16 protein-coding genes and 1 pseudogene are annotated in these 12,837 nt (G+C 59.8%); 10 read left to right on the top strand and 7 right to left on the bottom strand.

The window, feature by feature from the left end; genetic code table 11:
* Positions 1–6: 6 nt before the first annotated feature.
* The 8 genes from RCH91_RS14065 to RCH91_RS14030 all read left to right on the top strand — a co-directional run bounded on the left by RCH91_RS14065 (position 7) and on the right by RCH91_RS14030 (position 4,620).
* Positions 7–531, top strand: a complete 525-nt coding sequence (locus tag RCH91_RS14065; RefSeq protein WP_306535598.1) for a hypothetical protein — start codon at positions 7–9, stop codon at positions 529–531.
* 144 nt (positions 532–675) lie between these two features.
* Positions 676–849 (top strand): hypothetical protein, encoded by a 174-nt coding sequence (locus RCH91_RS14060; protein WP_306535597.1) that lies wholly within the window; start codon positions 676–678, stop codon positions 847–849.
* 21 nt (positions 850–870) lie between these two features.
* Entirely contained in the window at positions 871–1,062 is a 192-nt protein-coding gene (locus tag RCH91_RS14055; protein ID WP_306535596.1) for a hypothetical protein, read from the top strand.
* A 31-nt stretch (positions 1,063–1,093) separates the two neighbouring features.
* Positions 1,094–1,243 (top strand): hypothetical protein, encoded by a 150-nt coding sequence (locus RCH91_RS14050; RefSeq protein ID WP_306535595.1) that lies wholly within the window; start codon positions 1,094–1,096, stop codon positions 1,241–1,243.
* A gap of 32 nt (positions 1,244–1,275) precedes the next feature.
* The gene (gene cysK / locus RCH91_RS14045; RefSeq protein WP_306535594.1) at positions 1,276–2,205 is read left to right on the top strand and encodes a cysteine synthase A; all 930 of its coding nucleotides are present in this window, start codon (positions 1,276–1,278) and stop codon (positions 2,203–2,205) included.
* A gap of 44 nt (positions 2,206–2,249) precedes the next feature.
* Positions 2,250–2,849: a M23 family metallopeptidase gene (locus RCH91_RS14040; protein ID WP_373694394.1), complete on the top strand. Its 600-nt coding sequence runs from the start codon at positions 2,250–2,252 to the stop codon at positions 2,847–2,849.
* Between the two features lie 157 nt (positions 2,850–3,006).
* Positions 3,007–3,972 carry an HD-GYP domain-containing protein gene (locus tag RCH91_RS14035; protein WP_306535592.1) on the top strand — a complete coding sequence of 322 codons (966 nt, stop codon included), beginning with the start codon at positions 3,007–3,009 and terminating at the stop codon, positions 3,970–3,972.
* Between the two features lie 279 nt (positions 3,973–4,251).
* On the top strand, positions 4,252–4,620 hold the full coding sequence (locus RCH91_RS14030) for a hypothetical protein (protein WP_306535591.1): 369 nt from the start codon (positions 4,252–4,254) through the stop codon (positions 4,618–4,620).
* Positions 4,621–4,750: 130 nt separating this feature from the next.
* Here RCH91_RS14030 and RCH91_RS14025 read toward each other — a convergent pair whose 3' ends face one another.
* The 3 genes from RCH91_RS14025 to RCH91_RS14015 form a co-directional block, all read right to left on the bottom strand.
* Positions 4,751–6,022 carry a multicopper oxidase family protein gene (locus tag RCH91_RS14025; RefSeq protein ID WP_306535590.1) on the bottom strand — a complete coding sequence of 424 codons (1,272 nt, stop codon included), beginning with the start codon at positions 6,020–6,022 and terminating at the stop codon, positions 4,751–4,753.
* A 123-nt stretch (positions 6,023–6,145) separates the two neighbouring features.
* A complete protein-coding gene (locus RCH91_RS14020) occupies positions 6,146–7,627 on the bottom strand; it encodes a TolC family protein (protein ID WP_306535589.1) in 1,482 nt (493 codons plus the stop codon).
* Positions 7,624–7,965 (bottom strand): hypothetical protein, encoded by a 342-nt coding sequence (locus RCH91_RS14015; RefSeq protein WP_306535588.1) that lies wholly within the window; start codon positions 7,963–7,965, stop codon positions 7,624–7,626. Before RCH91_RS14015 ends, RCH91_RS14020 begins: the two co-directional genes overlap by 4 nt.
* 242 nt (positions 7,966–8,207) lie before the next feature.
* Here RCH91_RS14015 and RCH91_RS14010 point away from each other — a divergent pair, with 242 nt between their 5' ends.
* Positions 8,208–9,260 (top strand): DMT family transporter, encoded by a 1,053-nt coding sequence (locus tag RCH91_RS14010; protein ID WP_306535619.1) that lies wholly within the window; start codon positions 8,208–8,210, stop codon positions 9,258–9,260.
* A 312-nt stretch (positions 9,261–9,572) separates the two neighbouring features.
* Positions 9,573–10,016, top strand: coding sequence for a PCYCGC motif-containing (lipo)protein (locus RCH91_RS14005; protein ID WP_306535587.1), 444 nt, complete (start codon positions 9,573–9,575; stop codon positions 10,014–10,016).
* On the opposite strand, the gene RCH91_RS14000 is transcribed toward RCH91_RS14005, so the two are convergent.
* The 4 genes and pseudogenes from RCH91_RS14000 to RCH91_RS13985 all read right to left on the bottom strand — a co-directional run bounded on the left by RCH91_RS14000 (position 10,013) and on the right by RCH91_RS13985 (position 12,829).
* Positions 10,013–10,996 (bottom strand): HD-GYP domain-containing protein, encoded by a 984-nt coding sequence (locus RCH91_RS14000; RefSeq protein WP_306535586.1) that lies wholly within the window; start codon positions 10,994–10,996, stop codon positions 10,013–10,015. The genes RCH91_RS14005 and RCH91_RS14000 overlap by 4 nt on opposite strands.
* 21 nt (positions 10,997–11,017) lie before the next feature.
* Positions 11,018–11,258 (bottom strand): annotated as a pseudogene (locus tag RCH91_RS21485) (copper-transporting ATPase); the annotation flags it as partial.
* 135 nt (positions 11,259–11,393) lie between these two features.
* Positions 11,394–11,714, bottom strand: coding sequence for a YHS domain-containing protein (locus RCH91_RS13990; protein ID WP_306535584.1), 321 nt, complete (start codon positions 11,712–11,714; stop codon positions 11,394–11,396).
* A gap of 104 nt (positions 11,715–11,818) precedes the next feature.
* Entirely contained in the window at positions 11,819–12,829 is a 1,011-nt protein-coding gene (locus RCH91_RS13985; protein WP_306535583.1) for a vitamin K epoxide reductase family protein, read from the bottom strand.
* Positions 12,830–12,837: the final 8 nt, after the last annotated feature.

The raw sequence follows: 12,837 nt of genomic DNA, 5'->3' as shown, positions 1-12,837 counted from the left end.
TCATCGATGCGCGTACCGTTGTTGTTTATCATCTCGATCATACTGCTTTCTTTTCCGGTCATGGGCTTCGCCATGGAACAGAGCTTCACCCAGGGCGGCCTAAAAGCTGTCGTCAAACTTTCTCCCCCTGAGCCACGGACCGGGGAGAACGTCACTGTGAAGCTCGGCTTGCAGCGGGAAGGAACTCCCATAACCGACCGTACGGTTGCCATCGAAATCTACGAAAAGGATTCCGCCGCGCCGCTTCTCCAGAGGGAAGTCGAGCGTCTCGATGACGAGTATCTCGACACCTTCAAATTCGAGAAGCCGGGAGACTACAGAGTGGTGCTCACTATCGCCGGTCCCCAGACATCGGATCAGGCACTGCGCTACGAAGTCATGGCAACGGTTGCGGAAGGCGGAGCCGCTGAACATGGCGGATACGGAAAGCACGGCTTTTTCTCCCACCACTTCGGCGGCGGCAAGTGGGGATGGTGGGGCGTCGGACTCATGGCTCTCATAATGGTGCCGCTCATGGCGGTGGGTTTATAGATTTGTTGCTATGGGCGTACTCTTCGTAGTCCCTCCTTCGGAGTGCGCCATTTTTTCAGCTGTTCCGGACAATTGCCGGCAGATATACAAATACACCGACGCCATCAAGCCACAACCGAAGCGTCGACACCAAGGAGTCAATGGATGAAAAGATTTTTGCTCTTACTTGCAGCCGTTGGATCCGTTTCGTTTTTGTCGGGCTGTACGGTGATCGACTTCCTCGACGGCAAGCACTTCAGCCACGATGCCGACTACAACAGGCCCCAGTACGATTCGGGCAGCTTTGGCGGCGGACATGGTGGCGGACACTCGCACTGAATCGAAAAGGGGGAAACCACAATGAATGCAAAGATTGAAGAGGTGTCATCCGGTTTTCTGAACAGAATGATCTTTATCAAGTTCGCGGTTTTGTCGGCGGTGGTCATCTCGTTGACGCTGGCCCACCCGGCGGCCACAGTCGCCCATAAGGGAGCGCAGAAGTTGTGTTCTCTTTTGATGAAAGGCGATCCGGACTGCACGAGGTCTTGCTGACGGCGTAGCGTCTGGGCACGAGGAGGTTCCCATGAAAACACTTCTCTTATCTGCACTCATCATCGGCTCGCTCCTGGCATCGGGGTGCATGATGCTCATGCCGGGAGATCACATGGGACACCATGGGGAACGGGACGAATCGACGGATCGGCAGACCGAAAACGGTGGCCATTCCCACTGATAACAAACTACCAACAAAAGGAGAAGTGACAGATGGCACGAATTTTCGACAATCTTACCGACCTGATTGGCAAAACCCCGTTGCTGAGACTTCGCAAAGTGACCGCGGGAGTTGAGGCAGACGTGGTGGCGAAACTGGAATCATTCAATCCCGGAGGAAGCGTCAAGGACCGGATCGGTGCTTTCATGATCCGTGATGCCGAAGCGAAGGGACTCGTCAACAAGGATACGGTCGTCATCGAGCCGACCAGCGGGAACACCGGCATCGCCCTCGCCTTTGTCTGCGCGGCAAAGGGATACCGTCTGATCCTCACCATGCCCGAGACCATGAGCGTCGAACGGAGAAACCTACTGAAAGCTTATGGCGCCGAATTGGTCCTCACCCGGGGGGCGGAAGGTATGAAAGGGGCTATCAATAAAGCCGAGGAACTGGCAAAGGAAATCCCAAACTCGTTCATCCCTCAACAGTTCCAGAATCCAGCAAACCCACACATCCACCGCGTCACCACCGCCGAGGAGATCTGGGCTGACACCGACGGCAAGGTCGATGTCTTCGTGGCCGGAGTCGGTACCGGCGGAACCATAACCGGCGTCGGCGAAGTGCTCAAAAAGCGGAAGCCGGGGGTGAAAATCATCGCGGTGGAGCCCTTCGACTCCCCGGTCCTTTCCGGCGGACAGCCCGCCCCCCACAAGATCCAGGGAATCGGCGCCGGATTCGTCCCGGAGGTTTTGAACCGGGAGGTCATCGACGAGATCTTCACCGTGAAAAACGAGGAAGCGCTGGAAACCGCCCGGCGACTGGCCCGTGAAGAGGGTCTGCTTGTGGGAATCTCTGCTGGTGCCGCGGTATTCGCAGCCCTGAAGGTGGCAAGGCGGCCGGAGAACAAAGGGAAGAGGATAGTTGTCTTGCTTCCCGACACCGGTGAGCGGTATCTCAGCACCGCTCTTTTTCAGGATCAGTAGCAACGCTAATGTCGTCTCCTGTCGACCCGACAGTTGAGTGAGGGGTGAAAAACTTGTCACGAACCACTTTTAGAGTGATCACCGCTGTCATGTTCCTCTCCGTTCTGCCGTCCACGGGCCGAGCCGCCCTCGACCTGCCGGCGAATGGGCCGGTCACCTCGGGAGTGGGGTGGCGGGTCGATCCCTTCGGGAGCGGCAGACTCGTCTTCCACAAAGGTATCGACATCGCGGTGCCGGAGGGTACGCCGGTCCGCGCCACTCGCGGGGGGCGCGTCGCCCATGCGGGAATCCACGGCGGTCATGGATTCACCGTCATCGTCGAGCACGATGACGGTGGGAAAACCCTCTACGGCCACAACTCGGCCCTCAAGGTCCGGCCGGGAGAACGGCTCGAGGCCGGCGCGGTCGTGGCCCTTTCCGGCAACACCGGCCGTTCTACCGGCCCCCACGTCCACTACGAGGTCTGGCCGGCTGAAAAAAGTATGGTCGCGGAGAAGCACGAAGGAGGGGTGGAGCCGACTCCCGCTCCGGATGGAGGACTGAGGCACAGGCAGGAGCAGCGATTGGACGAGATCGTGAATTCCATCCTGCGCGGGCTGGGGCGATCCTCTGTCGCCGGTGCGGGGAAGGGACAGGGTGGATAAAGTCCAAATTTACGTGAGGGTCCGTGACAGCAGCATGCCTGACGAGGCTCCGGGTCGAAGGGAAAATTCGATTCCACAAGGTGATCACCTTCGCTACTCCCCTTGGCGTGAATCACAAATTGTGGGTCAGGAAGTTCGGCAACAGAGGTAAACAGACATGAAAAAGTTTCACCTGACTGCCGGATCGAAGAACAGACTCATTATCCTGACGTTACTGACGACTGTCATCGCTCTCTTTCATTTTGCCGTTCCTACCGAGTCACACTCCTACCATATGGTGCATATTGTGCTGCGAAAGCTCTACTTCCTCCCTCCCGTAATGGCGGGGGCGTGGTTCGGCCTGAGAGGCGCAATCTACACGACATCGGCCGTCACCGTCTTTTTTTCCCTCCATGCCTTTCTCGATTGGCCTGGGAACTACATGGAGCAGGCAAACCAGATGGGGGAACTTGCCGGTTTCTGGATCGTGGGGCTCGTCCCCGGCTGGCTGTTCGACCGGCAACGCACGCTTCTCGCTGACCTTGCCAGTGCAAATGAGGAGACACTCCTCGTACTCGTTTCGGCCCTCGACATGAGGGCGAGAACCAGCCGCCTCCATTCCCGGCGGGTAAAGGAGTATGCACTCCTTCTAGCCGACCGGCTGGAGGTAAGCGAGGAAGAAAGGAAGGCTATAGAATTCGGGGCACTTCTCCACGAGATTGGAAAGGTTGCCATTCACGACTCCGTGCTTTCACTCCTCAAGCGAGTCGGTCTCCCGGAAAATGAGCTGAAGGAAATGCGCTCGTATCCCGAAAATGGGTATGAATTATTGAGGAAGATCGGCTTTCTCCATGAAGCGGCGGACATCGTCCGTGCCCACCAGGAGCACTACGACGGAAGCGGATATCCGCGCGGCCTCAAGGGGGAGGAGATCCCGCGCGGTGCGAGGCTGCTGCTGATTGCCGACACTTTCGAAACGCTTGTTTCCGGTAAGGGTATCGGGAGGTGCGAGGAGGCGGTCGGAGTGATTCGGGAGAGATCGGGCAGGGAGTTCGACCCGCGGCTTGTGGACCTTTTTACAGGAATTGATTGCGCCGAATGGAACGAAGTGAACAGGCGCTACAAAGAGTCAGCAGAAGCATAGAATAGATTGAGGAGGGCATCCAGCGGATGATGGGAGTGATATAAGGTGGGCGCCGCCGTGGCATAGATAATTACGGGAACTCTTGTTGCCTGCGACGACGGAGACCGCGGCCAATGCCGATCGCTGACAGAAGATTGTAACATGTAAGCAAGATGTTATGATTTCGCAGAAAAGCATCTGCATAGATGATCACGGGGAAAGGAGGTGATCGACAAGGACGTTTAGTAAACCGTGTGACACCGGTAGCATCAAATTCATTACCACAAAAGGAGAAATTCAATGCGAAAATTTGCAGCAGCAGTTGGAATGGTAATCCTGTCGGTATTCATGATCGCTCCCATCACTGCCGGAGCAGCCGAGAAAAAGGTGAAGAGCGAGGTGGTGATGAAGGTGGGCAACAAGGTTCATCTCTTCCACAGCGGCACTCCCGACGTGAAAAAGGAGATCTGTCTCAACGATGTGGTCACCGTCTACCGGGAGATCGGTGGTGCCAAGAATCCCAAGTCAATCGAAGTGGGGCAGGTCAAGGTGCTTTCGTACGTGGATGATCACTACTTCGAGGCCGAAGTGGTCAAGGGCGAGGTGAAGCCGGGCGACATCGCCAGGAAAGAATCGGCGGCTTGCCTGATCCAACCGATGAAGCACTAGCGTATCTTTCATCACTCATCTTTGTCCGGGCCAACGGCGTCCCGGACTCCCCCCACATGGTCTTCAGACTAACGACTCGGCACTTTCCAATCCTCCGTCGCCCTGTCGGTGGGCGCCCGCAGCGAACAGCCTAGGTGACCTTCCACGCCACCGTCCCCGGCGGATGCCGGTACCATCCGGGATCCTCGTCGTAGTTCTCCAGCTCGTTCCGCACCTTTATTATCGTGAACATCCCCCCCATCTCGATGTTGCCGAAGGGTCCCTTCCCCATCATCATCGGCAGGGTGTTCGCCGGTCCCCCCATGTGTGCCGCGTGCTCGGCGTGCTCCGCCATGCCGCTCTCCCCCATGGCCATGTAGCCGGGCAGGAGCTTTTTAATCCTTTCTTCGAGCCCCTGCTGGCTCACGCCAAGGAGGTTGGGGAGGACGTGTCCCATGGCGTTCATGGTGTGGTGCGACTTGTGGCAGTGGAAGGCCCAGTCGCCGGGGTTGTCTGCCACGAATTCGACGTCCCGGGTGGCCCCCACCGGGACGAGGACCGTGGTCTCGGGCCAGCGGGCGGAGAGAGGAATCCTGCCGCCGTCGGTGGCGGCGATCCAGAACCGGTGGCCGTGGATATGGATCGGGTGCTCGTCCATGCTCAGGTTCCCCAGGCGGATGCGGACCCGGTCGCCGGTCCGGACCACGAGGGGGGCGGTCCCGGGAAAGACCCTGCTGTTGAAGGTGAACATGTTGAAGTCGAGCATGACGGCCGGGTCGGGGCGGTAAGTGCCGGGGTGGATGGCCCACTCGTGGAGCATGATGGCGAAGTCCCGGTCGACGGGGGTCTCCTCCGGCTCCCGGGGGTGGACGATGAAGAACCCCATCATCCCGACCGCCAGCTGGAGCATCTCGTCGGCGTGTGGGTGGTACATGAAGGTGCCGTGCTGGCGGAGCGTGAACTCGTAGGCGTAGGTTTCCCCCGGCCGGATGTGGGGCTGGTTGAGGCCGCCGACGCCATCCATGCCGTTGGGAACGAAGATGCCGTGCCAGTGGATGGTGGTGTGCTCGGGAAGCCGGTTGGTGACGAGGATGCGGACCCGGTCCCCCTCCACCGCCTTGATGGTGGGGCCGGGGGTATGGCCGTTGTACCCCCAGCACTTCACCGTCATGCCGGGGGCGAACTCCCGCTCCACCGGCTCGGCGATCAGGTGAAACTCCTTGACGCCGTTCTTCATTGTGAAGGGGAGGATGCTCCCGTTGGGAGTGACCACCGGGGCGTGAGGGCGTGATCGTCCCGGGCGTTTCTTCGCCTCGGCGGGAGCGCTGCGCTCGGCGGCCTCCCCCCGTTCCCCCGAGAGAAGGGCCGCTCCCCCCGCCAGGGCGGCGGCCGTGGAAATGAGCATGTCGCGGCGTGAGATCATGGCGCTTCTCCTCGCTCTTCAATAATCCTGGAAAAAGCTTTTGAAACACAGAGCAACGGAGCAACTGAGTAAAATCTGAGAAGAAAATCCTTCTAAAACCATTTTGGTAATGCATGCGTAGGGTCAGGCAGAATTTGGGCTTAACGTATTGATTTCTCCGTTGCTCTGTTGCTCTGTGTTATTCCATCCGCTGTTTTCAGGATGATGGTCATGGCCCGGGGGCGGTTTATCCGGCTCTCCGCTGACGTCGGGGAGACGGCCGCCGACGGCCCGCTGGAGCTCGGCCCGGGCGACCCAGTAGCCTGTCACCGCCTCGATGTATTCCTGGTAGGCGTCGAATTCCTGCTGCTTCGCGGTGATGAGATCGAAGGCCCCAACGAGCATGTAGTTGTATTCCCGCTCGGTAAGGCCGACAATCCGCTCCCGCAGCGGGATCACCGTCGTCCGGTAGTGCTCGGCGAGGCGACGGTAGTGGATGAGCCGGTCGCGCAGCTCCCGCACCTCGGAGCGGATGTCGATCGCAAGTGCGGTAACCTTGGCAATTTTCTTGCGAAGAAGGGATTCGTCCCGGGCGATCCGGGCCTGGCGCTGGTCGAACAGCGGCAGCTCGAGCGACAGGGATGGCCCTGCTACCCATTGGCCGTCGGTGTCCCGCTCGGCGGTCGCGCCGATCTCGGCCCCCAGGAGCCAGCGCCATTCGCGGGTGATGCCGAGGGTGCGGGCCGCCACATCCAGCTCCTTGCGGGCGGCGGCGAGATCATAGCGGTTGGCGACGGCGATCGATTCGAGACGCTCCAGCGGCACCTCCCCGGCGGGGAGATCGGGGAGGCCGGCGGGGAGCCGCAAGGCGGTCCGTTCGCCCCACGCCCCCATGAGGCGGTTGAGGTGCTCGCGCTTCTCCCGGAGCATCGCCTCGCTCTTGGCCAGGGCGACCAGGGCTTGGTCGTGCAGCGCCTCCTCCCGCGCGAGCCCCAGGTCGCTCAGGTTGCCGGCGGCGTGGATGCGGCGGGCGAGCTCGAGGGAGGCCCCGGCCGCCTCGGCGATGAGGCGGCGGACCGACGCCGCCTGGTGGGTACCGAGCGCCTCGTAGTAGGCCCGGCGCGTCTCGGCGGCCATCCCCAGCACCCGGTCGGCCACCCGGAGCTTCGCCCGCTCGAACTCGTCCTCGGCAAGCCGCTTCCGGGCCGGCAGGAGGAGGAGATCGAGGAAGTCGAGGGCGGCCTCGAACTTGAGGCTGAGTCCCGAGGGAGGACGGTCCGGGAAGCGCACCGTGGAGAAGAGGACCGGGTTGCGGAGAAGCCCCGCCTGAACCAGGTTCGCCTGGGAGACGCCGAGTTCCTCGTAGGTCGCCTGGAGGGACGGGTTGGCGAGCAGCGCCACCTGCACCGCCCCTTCGACGGAGAGCTCCGATTGGAGGAGCTCGTCGAGCTTGCGGGAAACCTCCTCGTCCTCAGCGGTCCCCTGATTCCAGCGGACCGGAAGTTCTTCCCGGGAGGAGACCAGCGACCGTGCCTCGCCGATCCCCGCCTCGCGGGGCACCGAGGCGCAGCCTGCCGCCGCCAGCGACACCGCCAGGAGGAGAAACGCACGCCCCCGCCATGTCATTGTCCCCCCTCCTTTTTCTCCCCACCGTGCATGCCGTGACCACCATCCATCATGGCGCCCCCCTGGTCGTCGTCCATCCGCATGTCATCCATCCGCATCTCATCGTCCGGCGCGCCGGGATGGTCGCCGTGTCGGCGATGAGCAGGCTTTTCGGATGGCGGAGGGGACGGGAGCGCCTCCTCTGCGAACGGGTTGGGGGGGAGGACGAAGGGGGCTTCGACGGCCGAGGGGTTTGCGGGATGCCGCTCCGGCAAAACGACCCGAACGCTCTCTCCGGTGCAGCCGGAAAGAGTGACAAGCAATACCACGAAGATTATGGAGTGGCGGAAACGTCGCATAACGGGGTTCTCGTCAACAAATAGACGGAGTATCCGAACGGGGGCAATTATCGCGTCTGTGTAATCATAGGAAATCACACCGCAGTCCCGTGTCAACACCGTGCGCTGAAAAGATTTTGAACCTGGAAAATGTTTTTACTGCCGTTTTAAGGTTGAAAGAGGTCAAGGGGCGTACGGAGAGCGAGATGATGGACAGGGGGCATGCGCTGAGAGGTTGGTATTGCGTGGCTCCTTCTGTTACCATGCATGCGATGAGCACTTCGGGAAACGTTACGGCAATACTTTCGGCCCTCCTGTTCGGAGTCTCGCCTGTGGCATGCAAGGCCATCGTGGGAGAAATGTCCGCCGCCACGCTGGCGGGGCTTCTCTATCTCGGATCCGGGATCGGTCTGTCGTTCTTTCTTTTCCTGCGCCGGCAGCCGTTTTTGTCCCCCATGCTGGACCTTTCGTCGCGGCAACTCGTTTTCCTGGGCGGGGCCATCCTCTCCGGCGGGATACTGGCCCCCCTTTTCCTGGCCTACGGCATCAAGTACGGAACAGCCGGGCAGACGTCGCTCCTGCTCAATTTCGAGGCTGTCGCCACGACCGTTCTCGCGGCCTTTGTCTTTCATGAGTACGTGGGGATGAGGGTATGGATGAGCAAGCTCCTGGTGGTGCTCGGCGTGGTGGTTCTCGTGGTCCGGGACGCTTCGGCGCTTTCCGTTTCGGTGCCGGGGCTGGCGGTCTTGGGAGCCTGCTTTTTCTGGGGGATCGACAACAACCTGACGAGGGAGCTGGAGGAGTTGCCGGCGACGGTTCTGGCGGCGGCGAAGGGGCTTGTTGCGGGACTGTTCAACATCCTTGTCGGCTTTTTCTTCCTTTCCGCAACGGTGACCCCATTCCAGGCGGGCGCTTCCCTCACCATCGGCGCCCTTTCCTACGGAGCCAGCCTCGTCCTCTTCATCCACGCGCTGCGGCAGATCGGCTCGGCCCGCACCGCCACCTGGTTCGCCTCGGGGCCGTTCGTGGGGACTCTCCTCTCCGTCACGCTGCTGGGGGAGGAGACTTCAGGGGGATTCTGGCTAGCGGTGGGGTTAATGCTCGCCGGGCTGTTTCTGCTCTTCCGGGAGGAGCATGTCCATCTCCACGAGCATGAAGCGCTCGCCCACGACCACCCGCACGTCCACGACGAGCACCACCTGCACTCCCACGACGAAGGGGAAGCGGAGGGCGCCCATCAGCATTTCCACGTTCACAAGGAACTCGTCCACGCTCATGTGCACTGGCCGGATATCCACCATCGGCATCGGCACTGACCTTAGCATGGGCTCCCGCCACCCCTGTCAGAACGACCCACAGCCCTGTATTGAGATCGTAACGGATTCTCATAGGTATCAAAGCCGTGGTTATTGGCTGGCGCGACTACTGGTTAACTCGCCCACACCGCACCAGGAAGTGGTGAAATCGGTGAAATGTGCGATATCATGTATAGCAATACCGTAACTTGTACCCTCTCTCAGGAAAAATAACCTAGTGAAATCAGCAGAGGTAAGCTTATGAGATTATTCGGGCGCTGGCTTTCCTTTCTCACCGTCTTGCTGGTGTGCATCTCTGTATCTGCCTTCGCCATGGACAAGAAGCAGGAAAAGGAATTCCACAGGATATTCGTTATGTCCCTGGATGAGTTGACCGAATACGCCCGAGCTGCCTTGACGAAGAGGTATCCGGATGAGAAGTGGGAAGGCCACCGTTTCCCCGACTATGTCTTCACCAATGAGTCGGTGGAGGCGGCCTACAAGATCGCCGTAAAGAGGCCAGAGTTGCTGGCGAAAATCCACTGTTACTGCCCCTGCGAGCAGATAGGGCACAAAAACCTGTTGCACTGTTTTTTCAAGAACGGCGAGCCGGGGGTATTCGACAAACACGCCGTTTTCTGCACCATTTGCTACGGCGAGGCTATGCTTGCCTTTCTCTGGGCAGAACTGGAGGCTACCGATCAGGAGATAATCGAGGGGATGAAGAAGAGGTTCATGCCGGAAAGGCCGATACCCGAGGGAATCACGTATCCTTAAGAAGCGGCCTTGCTGTCTTCGACTGGGGAGGTGTAGCGCTTTCGGACCTCCTCCCACTCTTCGGCGCGAATCGCATCGAATGTTGTCACCACGGCCGGATCAAAGTGACTCCCTCTCTTCCCCCTGATGACGCGCGCCGCCTCCTCGTACCCAATAGCCCGATGGTAGGGCCGCTCCGAGGTGAGGGCGTCGAAGACATCGGCCACCATGAAGAGGCGGGCACCGAGCGGGATTTCCTCACCCCTGAGTCCACGGGGATAGCCGGTTCCGTCATAATGTTCGTGGTGGGCATGGACGATCTCCGCCGCCGCCTCAAGAAAGCCGATCCGGCGCAGCAATCGGTACCCTTCCCCGGGATGCCGGCGCATCTCCCGCCATTCGTCTTCCGACAACCCTGAGGGCTTGAGCAGGATATGGTCAGGCACCGCGATCTTCCCCACGTCATGGAGGAGCGCGCCGAGCGCGAGTACCCGCCTCTCCTTTTCCTTGACGCCGAACCGGGCGGCGAGCAGGAGGGTGTATTCCCTCACCCGCTGCGAATGGAGCCGGGTGTTTTTCTCCCGCATATCAAGGGCCGACACGAGGGCGAGGAGGGTTTCTTCGTTGGCCCGGGCGAGACTCTCCATGAGAACCCGCCTACGATCGAAGAGCCACCCGGGAAGAAGCCCTACCACCCAGAAGCCAACAAGTTCGCCAAGCTGATTGGCCTGTTCCATATAGTTTCCGGGCCAATCGAGCAATGCGTGCGCAACGAAAGCAACAGAGATGAGGGCAGTGACCACAGCTGCCCCCCTCAGCCCGAACCACGCAGCTGCAACGACCGGCGGCAGGAAATAGAGCTTGCGCAGAATGATGTGAATCTTGTGGAGAGTGTGGGGCTCGGTGGGAATCAGGAAGTGAAACAGGCTGACCAGCGCCAACATCAGGAGCAGGACCGCGACTCTCAGGTTACGTTTATGTGTGGAGAGTTCCGCTTCCATGTACAACCCGTCGCAGACTTTTCCGCAGGCGTTATAGACCAGAGCGAAAAAGAGGTTCTGGCGAATGTTACTCCATGGTGGCGCGACTTAGCCGCCGGGCGCGGGCGATACCCCGGAGATCCCTCTGTACTAGGGTAATCCCGGCGCTTTCCATGGCCACATCGGTACCGGCACCCATGGCGCCCCCACATGGACCACTCCATCCCCCGCCATTGCCACCGTGCGCATCGTTCTGGAGCCGCCGGACCACCTCCCTCTTCTGCCGGTATGACTCCGCCTAGTCAAGAAGCGGGTCGGCAGCAGCTTTTGCAACGGCTGTCCGGGGATCATTTCCGCCATGGCGATGACGAAGACGGGGAGCGTCAGGACGAGGCTTATCCAGAACCTGCGGGTCATGTCAGCGAGTTCCGGATTGGTCTCTTCCTCGCCGGATATGGTACGGGGCTCCAGCCATGCCGCATTTGGGGCACGCGCCGGGCACACTGCTGACAACCTCCGGATGCATGGGGCAGGAATATTCGCTGCCGGCTTGGACATCTTCCTTTTTGCTTTCGCCCGGCCGCTTCAGGAATGATTCGGGATCGGAACGGAATTTTTCGAGACAGTGGCGGCTGCAAAAAAAGTAGGTTCTGCCGTCATGCTCGTAGCTGCCGGCGGCGGAGTCGGCGTTAACTTCCATTCCGCAGACGGGATCAGTCACTTCGTGTGGATGGTTCATGGAGCACCTCCTGGAATCGAAGTTTACCACCTTCCTGAGGGCTTTCACTGCGGACGGATCTGGACGAACCTTTCCCGATTCTTCAGGCTTTGGTCATCAAGCTATTAGCGCCCAACCTCGGCGATCGCATTAGTTATGGCTTCCCGCGTGATCTCCCGATCACCCACGAAAATTTTCGTCTTTTTTGATTTGGAATTCGTGACAACCACCGAAGGTGTGCCCTTGAGACCGTAACCGCGGTAGACGGAGAGATCCGACTGCATGCCGTAAAGGATATCCGCGTAATCGAGCTGGCGCAGCTTGACGCCATGGGGGGCCACAGCGGCCTGGACCTCCTCGGGAGAGGGATTCTTCGTCTTCAGGGAAAGTTCGCTCAGTGCCTTGCGCAGCGCGAAGTACTTCTCCTTCTCGAAGGCGAGAAACTGGAGATGATAGGGAGTGAAGTTGAGAGTCTCCTTGTGGATGGGGAAGTCGACGAAACCGACTTTCGCCTTCCTGGCAATTTCGGGGTACATGGCGGCGATGGACGGCTCAACCTTGCGGCAGACAGGACAGAACCAGTCGCTCACGAAATAGACGATCGTGGAACTTTGCCTGTTCCCGAGATAGGGGTCAAGACCGGCTGCCGCGCTCTCCTGGCGTACCCCCAATAGAGCGGTTGTGAACCCGGCCACAATGACAGCGGCAGCAGTGATCATTCTTTTCAATCGTTTACCCATAACGGCTCCTTTGTTCGCCTTCTTTGCCATCGCTTCCATCCCAAGGGAGATGCATCCGACAAGCACTACTGCCGCGATGCCAAGGCAAATAGGGCACCACTCCCCGATAACGTACTTTTGAAGCCAGATGAACCTGATCTCTGCGCCTGCGGCAGCAAGCAACAGGAGCGTGACGGCACGTTCTGCTTTATGGAATCGGCGTCGGAGAGCCAGAGCCACAGCCAGCACAACGAAGAACGTGATGCCGAACCACCCGAAATCGAAGGCCAGGATGGAAAACTGACCGGTTTCGCTGCACGCGGAGCAGATTTTGAGGAGCGAAATGACCGAAAGGGACAATCCCGCGATGGTGGCAAGCCAGAGCAGCAGCGATGTGAGGGATATTCTGGGGGACATGGTGACCT

Origin of the sequence: Geobacter sp. (assembly GCF_030834625.1) — a bacterium.
Classification (GTDB): Bacteria; Desulfobacterota; Desulfuromonadia; order Geobacterales; family Geobacteraceae; genus Geobacter.
The sequence above is the reverse complement of the archived record's forward strand: the minus strand, read 5'-3'. Positions and strand labels throughout refer to the sequence as shown.